This window comes from Amycolatopsis umgeniensis, from assembly GCF_014205155.1.
Classification (GTDB): Bacteria; Actinomycetota; Actinomycetes; order Mycobacteriales; family Pseudonocardiaceae; genus Amycolatopsis; species Amycolatopsis umgeniensis.
Map to the genome: position 1 here is coordinate 5374733 of NZ_JACHMX010000001.1, position 14886 is coordinate 5389618.

The following is a 14886-nucleotide window of genomic DNA, read 5'->3' on the forward strand; positions in this document are numbered from 1 at the left end:
GTGTGAACCCCCCAGTTCAAAGTCAGGCTTCCAATTCGGGTGTGTCCTTCTTACGTGACTTTCGTACCACGGTGACGGCACCCCAGAACGCCAAGCCGGTGATCTTCACCGTCGGCGCGGTCGGCGGCGCCGCGGGTGTCCCGGCGCGATCCTCCAGCTCGAAGGCGCCCATGAAGCCGATTCCGGTGACGTCGACGTTGATGTCGTCGGGCACGATGATGTCGATCCCGCCCATGATCGCGACGGCGGTGATCGTCGTGTGCTTCTCGGCGAAGCGCGCGTGCCGCAGGTCGATGTCGGTGCCGCCCCAGAACGCGAAACTGTTGTGCTGCGGCGGGACGACCCAGCTGCCCTTGCGTGAGGCGCCGGACATGACGGCGATCGACGCGCCGGAGCCCGGATGCCCGCCGATACGGTCGTCGGGCAGGCCGAGCGCGCGCGAGGTCGCGGGTTCGATCGCCGACCGCGCCTGCTGGGGCAGATCCGCGGTGACCGGTTTGAGGTCGCCGACGGTCTTGGCCGCGTAAACGGTGGTCAGCCGTTCTTCCAGCTCGTTGATGGTGATGCGCCCCTCGGACATCGCCGCGTGCAGCACCTGCGCGACCTGCTCGCGGTCGGCGTCGGAGATGCGCATCTGTTCGGGTCCTGGCAGGGCTGGCTCTTCGCTCACGCGCAGGAGCCTAGCGCCGGTGGGAGGGCCGGGCGTCCATCTTATGGCCGACAGTGGGATTCTGCGGTGATGGGGAACTCGTTACCCGGCGCTTTGAAGCTGCCGGACGGTGTCATGGTGCGAGGACGGGGCCTGGGTCGCCCCTGGCCGGAAGGGCCCTCGCCGGATTTCGGGCTGTATCTGGGCGGCGCGAAGCTGCGCCGCAAGCACGACCACAAAATGGACTGGGAGCGGGAGTGGATCCGCTGGCCCGACTTCCTGCTGCCGACGGACTGGGCGGACGCGCGGCGGCGGATCGTGACGCTGCACGAGCGGGCCGCGGCCGGGGAAGGTGTCGAGGTCGCCTGCTACGGCGGGGTCGGCCGGACCGGCACGGTGGTGTCCTGTCTGGCCACGCTTTCGGGGCTCGGCGCGGACGAGGCCGTGGCGTGGGCGCGGGCGAACCACAACCCGCGTTCGGTGGAGACACCGTGGCAGCGCCGCTGGGTCGGCTGGTTCGCGCGGCAGGCGTGACGAGCTAAATTGACCGGCATGGATGTGCACGTCGTTGATCACCCGCTGGCCAAGGCCAGGCTTTCCACCATGCGCGACGCGCGCACCGACAGCGCCGCCTTCCGCGCGGCGCTGCACGAGCTGACCGTCATGCTGGTCTACGAAGCCACGCGGGACATGCCCGTGCGCATCGAGCGGATCCACACGCCGGTGGCGCGCACCGACGGCTACGCGCTGGCGAGCCCGCCGCTGCTGGTGCCGGTGCTGCGGGCCGGGCTGGGGATGGCGGATCAGGCGCACAAGCTGATCCCCGACGCCCAGATGGGCTTCGTCGGGCTCGCCCGCGACGAGGAGACGCTCAAGCCGACGCCGTACCTGGAGTCGCTGCCCGAATCGCTCGCCGACCGGCCGGTGCTGGTGCTCGACCCGATGCTGGCGACCGGCGGGTCGATGGAGTACACGATCCGGCTGCTCACCGACCGGGGCGCCACCGACGTCACCGCGATCTGCGCGCTGGCGGCGCCCGAGGGGATCGCGCATCTGGAGAAGACCGGTCTGCCGCTGCGGGTGGTGACCGCGAGCATCGACGAGCGGCTGAACGACTCCGGCTTCATCGTGCCGGGTCTCGGGGACGCGGGGGACCGGCAGTACGGGGCCGTCTGACCCGTTTCGCAACATCGCCGCCGATGCCGGTCACTGACGGATGTGACCAGAACAGTGACCGGATCGGCGGGGGTGCCGGTGGACTCGAACGGATCTCCTCCCGACCGGAGTGACACGGAGCTTTGGCTGGCGGCCGCGGGCGGTGATCACGGGGCTTTCACCGAGCTTTTCGAACGGCACGCCCAGTCGGTGTGGAACCACGCCTACCGGCTGACGGGGTCTTGGGCGTCGGCCGAAGACCTGACGTCGACGACCTTTCTCACCGCTTGGCGGCGGAGGGCCGACATCACGCTCATCCGCGACAGCGCGCTGCCCTGGCTGTACACCGTCGCGGGGAACCTCGCGCGTACCGAACACCGCAGCTCGGGGCGGCGACTGCGGCTCGTCCGGCGGCTGCCGGAGCCCCGGTCGGTGTCCGACCACGCCGAAACCGTCGTCGATCAGCTCGACGGCGAAGACCGTCTCCGGCAGGTGCTCGCCTTGGTCGCGAAGCTGCCGAAGTCGCAGCGTCAGGCCGTCGAACTCTGCCTCCTCGGCGATCTTTCCCTTCAGGACGCCGCCGAACTGCTCGGTGTCGCCGAGGTGACCGTTCGCGCCCACATCTCGCGGGCCCGCGCGCAGCTGCGGGCCGCCCTGGAGGAGAAATGACCGACGACCTCGGCCTGCCCGGCAGGCGTGAACTCCCCCCGGAAGTGCTCGACAACCTGCGGATGTCCCTGCGAGAGGGGATGGGAAAACCCGCGCGGCGGCGATGGCCGATCGTCGCCGCCGCGGCCGCCGTCGTCCTGGTTCTCGCGGGGGCCCTGGTCGCGACCGCGATCATCCGGGACCCGGACGCCCCGGGACCCGTCGTCGCGAACCCTGACTTCTCCCTCGACTGGCCGAAGGCTGTCGAGGCCATGAACCGGTGCTGGGCCGTTCTCCAGACGCAGGGCAAGGCGGCGAACTTCCCGGACCGGGACGAATGGGTACCGCGGTTCACCGTCAGCTCCTGGGAAATCACCGTCGTGGCGGTGACGGTGGACGACAAACCCTTCTTCTGCGAGACCACGCTGATGACGGCGACCGTGTCCGATCCGAACGCCGCCCCGATGTACACGCAGGGCACGCGGACCGCGGCCCTGCTGATGACCCCGGCCGGGACGTTCGCGGGCGTCGCCGATCCCGAATGGCCGAAACTGGAAGTGACGGGACAGAACGAGCAGTCGGCTTCTCTGCGGGAGATCTCGATCTTCCGGCCGGGGAACCTGTTCGTGCACATCGCGCCGATGAAGCCGTCGCGGACCACCTACGCGGTCGGGCCGACACCCGGGGAGCAATCCCGCCCGATCCACTACCAGGCGCCGTACCTCCTGCGACCCGCGCCGGAGCCGGCCGCGTCGGAACTCGACAAGCCGGTGTTCCCGGTTCCCGACCGGGCCACGCCGGCGGGTGAGTTCTTCAACACCTGCACGAGGGGAGCGTCCGAAGCGCTGTCGGACGAGGACGCCTACCGGGCCGGCGCGTTGCTCGAACGCGAAGACGTCGAAGTCGTCGTCGCTCGCCTCGGTGGCAGGGCCATCGTGTGCCAGGGCGGGCTCGGGTACCTGGACGGGAAGACCGAGTACTACCGGGTCATGTACGACCAGTCGAAGTCCGCGGAGCCCGTGCACACGTTGCGAACCGAGTCGGTCGGCAACGTGGATCGGAACGGGGCCACCGTCCCGCCGCGGAACCCGTACCTGGGGGTCGTCCCCGAGGCCGCCGTCGGTGTGAAGCTCGACTTCGGGACCGGCGGGGAGATCGACGCGACGGTCGCTGACGGGACCTTCGCGGCGTGGATGCCGGACAACGTCAGCCGGGACTACGAGAACGCGAAGGTCGGGATCACCGTCGTGGACGCGGCGGGAAAGACCCTGCACCAGGGCACGCTCCCGATGTACTGATCGCGTTTAGCCCGCTAAAGGCGAGGTGTTCCCGCCCGCCCGGCGGATCGCGTTCAGCCCGCTAAAGGCGAGGCCTCAGTGGCGCAGCCAGCCGGAGGCGTTCGCCCGCAGCGCGATCTCGTAAGCCGCGCTCACGGTGAACTCCTCCGGCAGGTTCCCGTTCAGCTCCAGCGACACGAGCCCGTGCACGAATCCCCAGCACGCCACGGTGACGACCTCGGCGGGCACGTCGAGGAAGACGCCTTCGGCGACGGCCTTGCGGATCGTCTCCTCGAGCGGCGCCATCGTGGCGCGAGCCTGCTCGGACGTCTCCTCCGCCGGCTCGAAACCGGGCACCGACTTCGTGAACATGATCGCGTAGAGGTGCGGGTCGGCCAGCGCGCTTTCCCGGTACGCGACGCCGAGCCGCACCAGGTCCTCGACCGGGTCGCCGCTCAGCGAGACCCTGGACATCCGCAGGCCGAAGCGGCGGAATCCCTCGACGAAGAGGGCGCCGACCAGATCCGTCTTCCCGCCGAAGAGCGAATAGACCGCGGTGGTGGACGTGCCGACGTCGGCGGCCAGCTTCCTCAGGCTGAGGGCCTTCGGGCCGTCGGCCGAGATGAGCTCACCGGCGCGGTCCAGCAGTTTCAGCCGGAGGTTCTCGTCGTGCGTCCTGGGGCGGGGCATGATCCGATCGTATCGCAACGCTGTTATCAATCGCTCGGATTCGGAGTTGACCTGGAGCGCACTCCAGGTCGTACTGTCGTCGACATGAGCTACTCGATAGCGGAAGCCGCGCGACGTAGCGGGTTGTCCATCGACACTCTCCGGTACTACGAGCGCATCAAACTCGTCGAGCCCCCGGCGCGGGACACCGCGGGGCGCCGCGCCTACACCGACGACGACCTCGGCTGGCTGGGGTTCCTGACCAAGCTGCGCCTGACCGGCATGCCCATCAAGCGCATGCGGGAGTACGCCTCCCTGCGCCACCACGGATCGGCGAGCGCGGGACGGCGCAAGGCGATCCTCGTCGACCAGCGCAAATCGGTCGCCGACCGGATCGCCGAGCTGCAGGCCTGCCTCGACATCCTCGACTACAAGATCGACCACTACGACCAGGTGGAACGCGCGGTGCTCGGCACCGGAGCCACCGTGGAGGGAATTTCAGCGTGATCAGCACCAGGAGGCTCGGCGGTCTGGAAGTCGGGGCGCAGGGGCTCGGCTGCATGGGGATGAGCCAGGCCTACGGTGTCCGCGACGACGACACGGAGTCGATCGCCACCGTCCACCGCGCCCTCGAACTGGGCGTGACCTTGCTCGACACCGCGAATGTCTACGGCGCCGGCGCGAACGAAGAGCTGGTCGGCCGCGCGATCGCGGGCAAACGGGATCAGGTCGTGCTGGCGACCAAGTTCGGCATCGTCTGGGCGGAAGACGGCGGGATGTCCGCTCGCGGCGACGCGGCGTACGTCAAGCAGAGCTGCGAAGAGTCGCTGCGCCGGCTGAACGTCGACCACATCGACCTCTACTACCAGCACCGGGTCGACCCGAACACGCCGGTCGAGGAGACCTGGGGCGCGCTCGCGGAGCTGGTGGACGAGGGCAAGATCCGGTTCGCCGGGATCTCCGAGGCCAGTGCCGAGACGATCCGCCGCGCGCACGCCGTCCACCCCGTGACGGCCCTGCAGAGCGAATGGTCCCTGTGGACCCGCGGCATCGAAGGGGAGATCCGCTCGACCACTCGCGAGCTGGGGATCGGTGTCGTGCCGTTCTCACCGCTCGGCCGCGGTTTCCTCACCGGCAGTGTGACGTCGGTGAAGGACCTCCCGGCGGACGACATGCGCCGCGGCCTGCCCCGCTTCGCGGAGGGCAACTTCGAGCGCAACATGGCGATCGTCGAGGCGCTGCGCGAGCTGGCGGCGGACAAGGGCGTGACAGCGGGTCAGCTGGCCCTGGCCTGGGTGCAGGCCCAGGGTGACGACGTCGTGCCGATCCCGGGCACCAAACGGCGCAAGTACCTCGAAGAGAACGCCGCGGCGGCGGAACTGGAACTGTCCGAAGTGGACATCGAAGCCATCGAAAAGGCCGCGCCCGTCGAGTCGATCGCCGGTGAGCGTTACCCGGAACGGCTCGCCCGCGCCGCCGGCAAGTAAGAACCGAAAGAAGTGCGAGAGAGTTCATGACGGGTTCAATGCTGCCCACACGCAGGCTCGGCACGCTGGAAGTCGGCGCGCAGGGGCTCGGCTGCATGGGGATGAGCGAGTTCTACGGCCAAGGTGACGACACCGAATCGATCGCGACCGTCCATCGCGCGATCGAGCTCGGCGTGACCCTGATCGACACGGCGGACATGTACGGCTTCGGCCGCAACGAGGAACTGGTCGGCCGCGCGCTGGCCGGCAAACGGGATCGGGTCGTGCTGGCCACCAAGTTCGGCATCGTGCGCGACGAGGCCGATCCCGGCAAGCGCGGGATCCGCGGCGACGAATTCTATGTGCGGCAACAGGTCGAGGCTTCGCTGCGCAGGCTGGACGTCGACCACATCGACCTCTATTACCAGCACCGCGTCGATCCGGAAGTGCCGATCGAGGAGACCGTGGGCACGCTGTCCTCGCTGGTCGAGCAGGGGAAGATCCGGCACATCGGGTTGTCCGAGGCCGGTCCGGAGACGATCCGGCGCGCGCACGCCGTGCATCCGGTGACGGCCGTGCAGACGGAATGGTCGCTGTGGTCGCGCGACATCGAGGACGAGGTCGTTCCGGTCTGCCGTGAGCTCGGTATCGGCCTGGTGCCGTATTCCCCGCTGGGGCGCGGTTTCCTCACCGGTCGCTTCAAGTCCAAAGAGGACTTCGCGGAAGGCGACTTCCGGCAGACGACCCAGCCGCGGTTCGCCGACGGCAACCTGGAACGGAACCTGGCGATGGTCGAAGCGCTTCGTGCGCTCGCCGAGCGGAAGGGTGTGACAGCGGGTCAGCTGGCGTTGGCCTGGGTGCAGGCCCAGGGTGAGGACGTCGTGCCGATCCCGGGCACCAAGCGGCGCAAGTATCTCGAAGAGAACGTCGCGTCCGTCGGCTTGGAGCTGACCGCCGAGGACGTGGCCGCGATCGAGGAGGCCGTCCCGGCCGACGCGGTCGCGGGGGAGCGCTACCCCGAAGCGTCCATGAAGACCCTGTCGCGCTGAACGCGAAAGCCGGCGCCCGCTCGCGGGCGCCGGCTTTCGTCGTCAGAGCAAAGACGTGACCGTCGGGACCACGGTGTCGAGGGCGACCGTCTGCTGCTCGCGGGTCTCGAGGCTGCGGACCGTCACGTTCCCGGCGTCCCAGTCCTCCTGACCGACGATCACCACGGCCCGCGCCCCGGCCTTGTCGGCCCGGGTGAGCTCCTTGCCCAGCTTGCGGAGCTCGACGGGGGTGAGCGTGCGCAGACCGGCCTTCCGCAGCCGTCCCGCGACCTCGCGGGCGGCGTCGGTGAGCTCCTCGACCACCGGGATCACCACGACATCGGCCTCGCTGCGCGGCTTCGGCGTCAGTTCGTGGGTGTCGAGGAAGTCGATCAGCGTGACGTCGCCCATGCCGAAGCCGATCCCGGGGATCTGCTGCGACGTGAACAACGACGCCAGGTCGCTGTAGCGGCCGCCGCCGAAGAGGGCGCGGCGGTTCTCCGGAGAGGTGTCGAAGACCTCGAACACGGTCGACGTGTAGTACGCGAGCCCGCGCACGATCATCGGATCGAACGTGATCAGGTTCGCGGCGCCGCTGTTCAGCACCTTCACCAGGTTCGAGTTCTCCTTGACCTGCTCGGGCAGTTCGTCGAGCAGCGCGGTGCCGGACGAGAGGATCTCGGCCAGCTTCTCGAACTGCTTTTCGGTCAGGCCGATCTCTGCCGCGGTGTCGCTCAGCTTCGTGCGGTCCGACTTCTCCCAGCGGTCCACCAGTGTGAACACCTGCGGCAGCTGCTCCGCTGTCACGCCGACGATGTCGGTGAGCGCCGAAGAAAGCAGGTTCCGGTCGTTGGCGCGCACCTGGAACATGTCCGGCGTCGCCCCGAGCGCGCTCATCATGTCGTGGACGAGCTCGAAGATCTCGATCTCGCAGTTCGCGCTGTCCGAACCGAAGATGTCCGCGTTGATCTGCCAGTGCTCGCGGACCCGGCCACGCTGCGGCCGCTCGTAGCGGTGGCAGTTCGGGTGGCTGTACCAGCGCACCGGGAACTGCAGCGACTTGGCGTTGCCCGCGATCATCCTGGCGACCGACGGGGTCATCTCCGGTCGCAGCGCCAGCCGCTCGCCGCCCTTGGTGGTCAGCGTGTACAGCTGCTGGTCGGCGATCTCCTGTCCGGACTTCCGCTCGTAGATCTCGGCGGGTTCGAGGATCGGCCCGTCGTAGCGGAGGAAACCCCGCAGTTCGAGCACGTCGTAGAGATGGCCGAACACCTGCGTCCGGACGGACATCTCGGCGGGCAGGAAGTCGCGGGTCCCCTTCGCGGGGGCTGTCGGCAGGTATTCAGGCACGTCAGCAAGCTTAACCAGCGAAGGCGACGCCGTACGCGGTGGTCAGCATCGCCGCTCCGAGCAGGACGGCCCCGGCGCTGGTGACCCGTCCGCCGAGCTTGCCCTTGCCCGGTGCCAGGTGCAGGAAGAAGCCGCCGGACTGGGCGAGCACGCCGAACAGCAGCAGGAAGCACGCGATCCACAAGGCGGCGTCGGAGAGCCCTGTCTGCCCGAGGATCTGCAGTGCGACCAGCGCCAGCACGAGCAGGACACCGGCGTGGGCGTGTCCCGCGCGGAACATGGTCCGCTGGTGTTCGGTCAGTTTCTTGTCGCGCAGGACGCCCATCAGCGCGTAACCGCCGTACATCACCGTCGGCAGCGAAACGAGCGCGATGACGGTGAACAGCCTGATCGGGCCTTCCATGGTCTTTCCCTTCGTGGTGGGGGTGAAGGCAACGATAACACTGTTTTAAAACGGTGTCACCAAAGTTGTCGTCCCACTTCCGGGAGTCCCTCGCCGCGAGCGGTGACCGCTACGGTTCGGTGCCTTGGTCGCTTGACCCGCACCACGAACGACCACAGCCACAACCCAGCAGGTACTCAGGACTTCGCGTGACTGAGTGGACGGCACGTGTGATCAGACGGACGACTCACGTGACGGGACGGCTGACTCGCGGTGAGACCCGGGCCAACTCGGTTCCGGGCCTTTGCGCGCGGCCGCTGTGACGGGCTGGTGCGTGTGGACGCTGGCTGATCCGCAAGTCCGTGAAGGCCTCCTTGAGGGACCCAGGGTCCCTCAAGGAGGCCTTCACGGACCGAGGCCTGGGATGTGACCGTGCCCAGAATGCCAGTAGGTACTCAAGGCACTGTTGGTCCTAACCCGAATCGCCACTCACGACCCCGCGCGAGAGGACCAGGCGGAGGTTTCGGAGGGCGGACAGATCGGCGAGCGGGTCGCCGTCGACCACCAGGACGTCGGCGCTCAGACCGGGGGCGAGCCGTCCGGTGACGTCGCCGAGGCCGAGTCCTGCGGCGCTGTCCTCGGTGGCGATCTCGAGGATCCGGCGACGGCCGAAACCGAGCCATTCGTAGAGTTCGAGGGCGCCGACGGGATCGTCGAAAACCGAACCGGGCAGCCCGGCGTCCGTCCCCGACAAGAGTGGCACGCCCAGCTCTTCCAGCCAGGAAAGCCTGCCGTAGACGGTTTTCGCGAGTTCCTCGCCCATGCGCTCGGCCATCATCCGCCAGTTGCGGCTGCTCGTCGAACACGCCGCGATGCCCTCGGCGGCCATCCGTTCGGCGACGCCGTCGCGCCGGTCCTGTCGCTGCGGCCCGGTCATCCAGGTGCAGTGCTCGATCGTGCGGACACCGGCCTCGACCGACGCCTCGATCGCGTCGGCGCCGTGGGCGTGCGCCGCGACCGGGAGCCCGTGGCTCGCCGCGTGCTCGACGATCAGCCGGAGTTCCCGGACGTCGAACTGGGATTCCCACATGTCCGCGCCGCCCTCGGTGATCTGGCCGCCGCTGGCCATCACCTTGATCACGTCCGCCCCGGCGGCCGCGTCGGCGTCGATCAGGGCCCGGATCGCGTGGTCGTCGCCGACCTCGCCGCCGAAGAAATGACAGTGTCCATTGAGGACTGTCAGGGGTGTGCCCGCGGTCAGCAGCCGCGGAGCGGCGACACCTTCGGCGGCGAGCTCGGCCCGGACCCGCGCGCCGAGAGCGTCACGATCGCCGAGGTCCCGCACCGTCGTGACGCCGCTGCGCAGCAGTTGCCCCAAACGGTTCTTGGCGCCCGCGCGCAGAGTGGTGTCTTCGCTCGACAGGAAGTTCGGCAGCATCTCGCGGGTGGCGTCGAAAGCCAGGTGCACGTGCGCGTTGAACAGGCCGGGCATCAGCGTCGCGCCGGGGAAGTCGAGCCTTTCGGCGTCCGGCGAAGCCTGCGCCGTGACCTCGGCGCGCGGGCCCGCCGCGAGGATCCTTTCGCCCTCGATGAGCACGGCGCCGTCCTCGACGGGCGTGCTCGGACGCGGCAGGATCCGTTCCGCCGTCAGGAGAAGCTGCAAGGTCATGCTCCGTTCCCGGCCACGGCGGCCGACAGCGCGAGCAGCGGCCGCACGTCGGATTCGATGTCCGCGCCGCCGCCGGGGAGCACGAGTTTCGCCCGCCCGTCGTTCTCCTCGCCCGCGGTCTGCCGGGCGATCGCCGTCTTCAGCGCCTCCGCCGCCGCTCGCGGATCGTCGACGGCGAGTGCGGTCAGATCGGTTTCCAGGTACGGACTCAGTTGGACGAGCCCGTCCCGGATCTCGATCACCCGGCGGTAGTAGTGGCGGTGGACCGTACGCGGACGCCAGCGCTCCCACGGCCCCTGTGGCGTGGTCCGGAGCACGATGTTCGGATAGACCTCGGCCAGCGCGGTCCACAGGGGCGTGAGCCGTTCGTGGTGCCGCCGGTGCTGGCGACGGCGTCGCAGCGCGGCGAACCGCGCGCGGACGCCGGGATAGGTGATCCCCGCGAGGAAGAGCACGATCCCGAGGAGCACCAACGGGACGGCGACGGTGAGCAGGAGCGGGATCGACGGCCCGAAAGCCCAGGCGATCACGATGTAGAGCGCGCGGAAGACGCTGCCCACCGAAAGGGCGATCAGCCCGGCCGCGCTGAGTTTCAGCCCGGTCCTCAGATGGCGGTCCGCGGTGCGGATGTAGCGGAAGATCCACCAGGCGCACGCGGACAGGCCGTAGATCAGGTACAGCCCGGCGCCCAGGTAGAACAGCGCCACCCCGGGCTCGTGCACGAGTTTCGGGCTCAGCGCGAGTCCGCGTGCCCGCGGCGGGGTGACGGCCATGGCGACCAGCATCAGCGCGATCGCGCCGGACAGCGGGATCAGCTCGAAGAGGACCCGTCGCGGTCTGCGCGGGCCCAGCGCGGAGCCGAGGAAGACGATCAGCAGTGCGCAGACGCCGATGGCGAGCAGGACGTTGTTGACGAGGCGGCCGGTGCCCTTGCCCGTCAGCCCGTCGAGCCAGCCGGAAATGACCTTCTGCTGGGCGAGGAAGGAACCGGCGACGCAGACGATCGTGATGGTGATCGCCCAGTTCGGCAGCACTCGCGGCGCCCGGTACGTCTGGTAGATCCGCCAGGCGAGCGCTGTCGCGAACAGCGCCATGGCCACGACGTTGAGAGGGGAGAACAGTGAGTTCACAGCCACCCTTGATGGTCGCCCAGCGCGCCTTGGACACGGCGGACGTCATCGTCGTCGGCGCGACGGGGAATCGTGTAGTTCAAGACCGACGCCCATTCGAGGATGATGGTCGCCACGGTCTCGGCTTCCCATTCGTGCGCCTCATCGTAGGAGGTGCGGCGTAAGGCGCGGTGTACGGCGTCGCCGTCGAGCCCGGGCGCGGGGCCGCGCAGGAAATCGGCGGGTTCGGCGTCCCCGCCGGGATGGTGATCGGCGAGCATATGCCCGAGTTCGTGCAGGATGATGTGATCCTGATGGGATTTCGTGGTCTCCTGCTGGAAGAAGATGTAATCGGCCGAACCGGTGGCGATCCAGCAGCCGAACGGGCCGGGGACCTCCAGCGGATACGGCATCAGCCGGATCGGCCTGCCGCGCTGCTCACCGAGCCGTTCGCAGAGCACACCGACGTCGAGCGGTGGTTCGATGTCGAGCTTGTTCAGCATCTTCCGGCACCGTTTGCGGAGCTCGCGTTCCTTCATCGGCTTTCGCCCGGCTGATCGCGCTCGGCCCGCTCATAGCGCTCGACGAGTTCCAGCAGGTCCATGACCTGCCGCCGGCCCTGCGGGGAAAGCTCCTGCGCGCGCATGGCCATGAGCTTCGCTTCCCCGACGGGCTGCGCTTCCTGCTCCTCGAAGAAGTAGGTGATCGGGACTCCGAAGAGTCGCGCCAGCGCCTCGACGTAGTGGATCTTCGGATTGATCCGTTTGCCCGTGGCGAGTTGCTGGAGGTACGCGGGCGACATGGCGGGCCCGCCGGCGCGATCGATCGCCGCCGACAGCTCGCGATAGCTGTGCGGGGCGCCTTCGTCCGCGCGTACCGAGTCGATCAGCGCGCTCAGTTTCTGGGCGAAGGTCTGGTGCGGCGACATGGTCCCCCGTTCGTTCCATGATCCCGTTCTGTAGTGGGAGTGTAACGCGATTCAGCCTGTCCGCAGCTGTTGACAGCCTATGTATGCAGTGGTTTACAGTTGTGAGCGGTTTCGTGCCGTGTCCTGGCCTCTCGCTCCGAAATCCGTGCCCTGGGGGTGTACGGACAACGGAGTGAGAGGCGTTTTTCCAGGTGGGTGCACAAGATCGTGCTCGATGTAGTACGCTTGGGCAGCCAAGGTTGATCGCCATCAGGCGAACCCTTGGCCTAGGCCTGTTGCCGGAGGTCGACCCCCAGGGCTTCCGGTGACAGGCCCCTTTATTTTTCCGACGTGGGCTGAAAGCGTCCTTCGCGCTGGCCGAGTCAGGGCATGAGCGTGGCCGCGAGGGTGCCGCCCAAATCGAAACAGGCCGCCAGATCCTCTTTGTCCGGTTCGCCGGTGACGAGGACCGGGGAAGCCGCACGCTCCCAGCCGAGGCCGGTGGTGATGCCCTCGATCCCGCGCACGGTGCCCGCGGTGTCGTTGTTGCCGTGCACGAAGAACCCGAACGGACGTCCTCGCGTGGCGTCCAGGCACGGGTAGTAGACGGTGTCGAAGAAATGCTTCAGCGCGCCGGACATGTAGCCGAGATTCGCCGGGGTGCCCAGCAGGTAGCCGTCCGCGGCGAGGACGTCGGGCACGGTCGCGCCCAGCGCCGGACGGCGTACGACGTCGACGCCCTCGATGTCCGGATGGTTCGCGCCGGAGAGCACGGCTTCGAACATCGCCTGCGTCGAGGGCGACGGCGTGTGGTGGACGATCAGCAACTGGGCCACGGTCGTCAGGCCAAGCGGGACTCGATGTCGGCGCGGAGCGCGGCCAGTCGGGCGTCCGCGGCGGCGCGCGCCTCGGCGAGGTCGCCGGTCACCGCCTGCTTCACCTGCAGGTACGCCTTCAGCTTCGGCTCGGTTCCGGACGGCCTGATGACCACGCGCACGCCTTCACCGGTCAGGCGCAGGACGTCGGCGTCGGGCAGCAGATCCTCCATCGTGACGTCGGTTCCGCCCAACGCCGCGGGAGGAGCGGCGCGCAGGCCCGCCATCAGCTTCTCCCGTACCGACAGATCGGTGACCCGCAACGAAACCTGATCCGTCACGTGCACTCCGTGCCGCACGGCCAGTTCGTCGAGGACGTCCAGCGGGCCGCGGCCCGCCGCGCGCAGGGAAGCGGTCAGGCCCGCGGCGAGCACGGCGGCGGAGATGCCGTCCTTGTCGCGCACGAAACCGGGGTTCACGCAGAGGCCGAGAGCCTCCTCGTAGGCGAACACGAGACCGTCGCCCGCGCGGACGAGCCATTTGAACCCGGTCAACGTCTCCGCGTACCGCGCGCCGAACTCCTTCGCGACCTCGCCGAGCATCGACGACGACACGATCGTCGTGGCCACCAACGGATCCACGTCGTCCACAGTGGACAGGACATGCCAGCCGAGCAGGACGCCCGTTTCGTCGCCGCGCAGCATCCGCCACGAACCGTCCCGTTCGCGGACACCCAGCGCGCACCGGTCGGCGTCGGGATCGAGCGCGATCGCCAGCTCGGCGTCCACTTCGGAGGCCAGTGCCAGCAAGAGATCCGTCGCTCCCGGCTCCTCCGGGTTCGGGAAGGCGACCGTCGGGAAGTCGGGATCCGGCGCGGCCTGCTCGGCCACCACGTGGAGATCGGCGAACCCGGCGCGGGCGAAAGCGGCGCGCAGGGTCTCCGCGCCGACGCCGTGCAACGCCGTCGCGGCGACCTTGACCTCGCGTTCCGGTCCACGCGGGAGGAGCGCGACCTTGACGAGGTACGCGTCAAGGAGTTCGTCGCCCAGTACTTCGGCGCCCGGCGCGCGCGGCACGCTGATCGCCGGAGGCGCGGCCTCGATGGCCTGCTCGATCTGGCCGTCCGACGGCGGGACGATCTGGCCGCCTGTCGCGTCGTAGAGCTTGTAGCCGTTGTCGGCGGGGGGATTGTGCGACGCGGTGATCTGGATACCCGCGACGGCACCGAGTTCCAGCACGGCGAACGCGAGCACCGGAGTGGGCAACGGTCCGGGCAGCACCTTCACCGCGAAGCCGTCGGCCGTCAGCACCTCGGCGGCGGCCTTGGCGAAGGCTTCCGAACCGTGCCGCGCGTCGCGGCCGACCACGACGACCCCGCCCGCGTGTCCTCCGGCCCGCAGCCAGGCCGCGACCCCGGCCGTCGTGCGGGTCACGACCGCGACGTTCATCCCCTGCGGCCCCGCGCGCACCGGGCCGCGCAGCCCGGCGGTGCCGAACTCGAGCGGGCCGGACATCCGGTCCGCGAGTTCGTCCGCCGCACCGGTTTCGCCGCCCATCGCGCGGGCGAGGATGTTCTGCAGCTCGACACGGGAGTCGTCGTCCGGATCGTCGGCGATCCAGCGGAACGCCCGATCCCGGAGATCCGGGGTCAAGGAAGTCGTCACCGAGTCAGCCTACGGGTACGCAGGAAAGGGTGCGATCGATCATGGTCGCGTGAAGGCCCCCTTCCCTCTGCTCAGCCGAGGGAAGGGGGCCTTCACGC

General features: G+C 68.9%; 17 protein-coding genes. 7 read left to right on the forward strand and 10 right to left on the reverse strand.

Annotated features, from left to right (window positions below):
* Window positions 1-22: 22 nt before the first annotated feature.
* Window positions 23-634 carry a DUF1707 SHOCT-like domain-containing protein gene (locus HDA45_RS25535; protein WP_184906013.1) on the reverse strand — a complete coding sequence of 204 codons (612 nt, stop codon included), beginning with the start codon at window positions 632-634 and terminating at the stop codon, window positions 23-25.
* Window positions 635-739: 105 nt separating this feature from the next.
* Between HDA45_RS25535 and HDA45_RS25540 the strand changes: the two genes are divergently transcribed.
* From HDA45_RS25540 to HDA45_RS25555, 4 genes are read left to right on the forward strand one after another with little or no spacing between them, the layout of a single operon-like run.
* Complete coding sequence (locus HDA45_RS25540) at window positions 740-1183, forward strand: protein-tyrosine phosphatase family protein (protein WP_184899382.1); 444 nt, start codon at window positions 740-742, stop codon at window positions 1181-1183.
* Window positions 1184-1201: 18 nt separating this feature from the next.
* Entirely contained in the window at window positions 1202-1825 is a 624-nt protein-coding gene (gene upp / locus HDA45_RS25545) for a uracil phosphoribosyltransferase (protein WP_184899384.1), read from the forward strand.
* Window positions 1826-1879: 54 nt separating this feature from the next.
* Window positions 1880-2473, forward strand: a complete 594-nt coding sequence (locus HDA45_RS25550; RefSeq protein WP_184906014.1) for a sigma-70 family RNA polymerase sigma factor — start codon at window positions 1880-1882, stop codon at window positions 2471-2473.
* Window positions 2470-3750 carry a hypothetical protein gene (locus HDA45_RS25555; RefSeq protein ID WP_184899386.1) on the forward strand — a complete coding sequence of 427 codons (1281 nt, stop codon included), beginning with the start codon at window positions 2470-2472 and terminating at the stop codon, window positions 3748-3750. Before HDA45_RS25550 ends, HDA45_RS25555 begins: the two co-directional genes overlap by 4 nt.
* Before the next feature lie 75 nt (window positions 3751-3825).
* Here HDA45_RS25555 and HDA45_RS25560 read toward each other — a convergent pair whose 3' ends face one another.
* Window positions 3826-4419 carry a TetR/AcrR family transcriptional regulator gene (locus HDA45_RS25560; protein ID WP_184899388.1) on the reverse strand — a complete coding sequence of 198 codons (594 nt, stop codon included), beginning with the start codon at window positions 4417-4419 and terminating at the stop codon, window positions 3826-3828.
* An 84-nt stretch (window positions 4420-4503) separates the two neighbouring features.
* Here HDA45_RS25560 and HDA45_RS25565 point away from each other — a divergent pair, with 84 nt between their 5' ends.
* The 3 genes from HDA45_RS25565 to HDA45_RS25575 are packed head-to-tail and all read left to right on the forward strand — an operon-like array spanning window position 4504 to window position 6913.
* Window positions 4504-4905 carry a MerR family transcriptional regulator gene (locus HDA45_RS25565; RefSeq protein ID WP_184899390.1) on the forward strand — a complete coding sequence of 134 codons (402 nt, stop codon included), beginning with the start codon at window positions 4504-4506 and terminating at the stop codon, window positions 4903-4905.
* A complete protein-coding gene (locus HDA45_RS25570) occupies window positions 4902-5885 on the forward strand; it encodes an aldo/keto reductase (RefSeq protein ID WP_184899392.1) in 984 nt (327 codons plus the stop codon). The genes HDA45_RS25565 and HDA45_RS25570 overlap by 4 nt, the downstream gene beginning before the upstream one ends.
* Before the next feature lie 26 nt (window positions 5886-5911).
* Complete coding sequence (locus tag HDA45_RS25575; protein ID WP_184899394.1) at window positions 5912-6913, forward strand: aldo/keto reductase; 1002 nt, start codon at window positions 5912-5914, stop codon at window positions 6911-6913.
* A gap of 42 nt (window positions 6914-6955) precedes the next feature.
* Here the strand turns inward: HDA45_RS25575 and hisS are convergent, their stop codons facing one another.
* From hisS to HDA45_RS25615, 8 genes are all read right to left on the reverse strand, one after another.
* Complete coding sequence (hisS, locus tag HDA45_RS25580; RefSeq protein ID WP_184899396.1) at window positions 6956-8242, reverse strand: histidine--tRNA ligase; 1287 nt, start codon at window positions 8240-8242, stop codon at window positions 6956-6958.
* A gap of 10 nt (window positions 8243-8252) precedes the next feature.
* Window positions 8253-8645 (reverse strand): hypothetical protein, encoded by a 393-nt coding sequence (locus HDA45_RS25585; protein WP_184899398.1) that lies wholly within the window; start codon window positions 8643-8645, stop codon window positions 8253-8255.
* Between the two features lie 451 nt (window positions 8646-9096).
* Window positions 9097-10293, reverse strand: a complete 1197-nt coding sequence (locus HDA45_RS25590; RefSeq protein WP_184899400.1) for an amidohydrolase family protein — start codon at window positions 10291-10293, stop codon at window positions 9097-9099.
* Window positions 10290-11423, reverse strand: coding sequence for an MAB_1171c family putative transporter (locus HDA45_RS25595; protein ID WP_184906015.1), 1134 nt, complete (start codon window positions 11421-11423; stop codon window positions 10290-10292). Before HDA45_RS25595 ends, HDA45_RS25590 begins: the two co-directional genes overlap by 4 nt.
* A complete protein-coding gene (locus tag HDA45_RS25600) occupies window positions 11420-11941 on the reverse strand; it encodes a hypothetical protein (protein WP_016331300.1) in 522 nt (173 codons plus the stop codon). Before HDA45_RS25600 ends, HDA45_RS25595 begins: the two co-directional genes overlap by 4 nt.
* Complete coding sequence (locus tag HDA45_RS25605; protein ID WP_101612343.1) at window positions 11938-12330, reverse strand: helix-turn-helix domain-containing protein; 393 nt, start codon at window positions 12328-12330, stop codon at window positions 11938-11940. The genes HDA45_RS25600 and HDA45_RS25605 overlap by 4 nt, the downstream gene beginning before the upstream one ends.
* 362 nt (window positions 12331-12692) lie before the next feature.
* Window positions 12693-13145 carry an NAD(P)H-dependent oxidoreductase gene (locus HDA45_RS25610; RefSeq protein ID WP_184899402.1) on the reverse strand — a complete coding sequence of 151 codons (453 nt, stop codon included), beginning with the start codon at window positions 13143-13145 and terminating at the stop codon, window positions 12693-12695.
* 5 nt (window positions 13146-13150) lie between these two features.
* Window positions 13151-14788 (reverse strand): phosphohexomutase domain-containing protein, encoded by a 1638-nt coding sequence (locus tag HDA45_RS25615; protein WP_184899404.1) that lies wholly within the window; start codon window positions 14786-14788, stop codon window positions 13151-13153.
* Between the last annotated feature and the right edge of the window lie 98 nt (window positions 14789-14886).

Excerpts from the sequence above, each read along its gene's own strand:
- HDA45_RS25535 (WP_184906013.1), bottom strand. The coding sequence starts at position 634 with ATGCGCATCTCCGACGCCGACCGCGAGCAGGTCGCGCAGGTGCTGCAC.
- HDA45_RS25540 (WP_184899382.1), top strand. The coding sequence starts at position 740 with ATGGGGAACTCGTTACCCGGCGCTTTGAAGCTGCCGGACGGTGTCATG.
- upp (WP_184899384.1), top strand. The coding sequence starts at position 1,202 with ATGGATGTGCACGTCGTTGATCACCCGCTGGCCAAGGCCAGGCTTTCC.
- HDA45_RS25555 (WP_184899386.1), top strand. The coding sequence starts at position 2,470 with ATGACCGACGACCTCGGCCTGCCCGGCAGGCGTGAACTCCCCCCGGAA.
- HDA45_RS25560 (WP_184899388.1), bottom strand. The coding sequence starts at position 4,419 with ATGCCCCGCCCCAGGACGCACGACGAGAACCTCCGGCTGAAACTGCTG.
- HDA45_RS25565 (WP_184899390.1), top strand. The coding sequence starts at position 4,504 with ATGAGCTACTCGATAGCGGAAGCCGCGCGACGTAGCGGGTTGTCCATC.
- HDA45_RS25575 (WP_184899394.1), top strand. The coding sequence starts at position 5,912 with ATGACGGGTTCAATGCTGCCCACACGCAGGCTCGGCACGCTGGAAGTC.
- HDA45_RS25585 (WP_184899398.1), bottom strand. The coding sequence starts at position 8,645 with ATGGAAGGCCCGATCAGGCTGTTCACCGTCATCGCGCTCGTTTCGCTG.
- HDA45_RS25590 (WP_184899400.1), bottom strand. The coding sequence starts at position 10,293 with ATGACCTTGCAGCTTCTCCTGACGGCGGAACGGATCCTGCCGCGTCCG.
- HDA45_RS25600 (WP_016331300.1), bottom strand. The coding sequence starts at position 11,941 with ATGAAGGAACGCGAGCTCCGCAAACGGTGCCGGAAGATGCTGAACAAG.
- HDA45_RS25605 (WP_101612343.1), bottom strand. The coding sequence starts at position 12,330 with ATGTCGCCGCACCAGACCTTCGCCCAGAAACTGAGCGCGCTGATCGAC.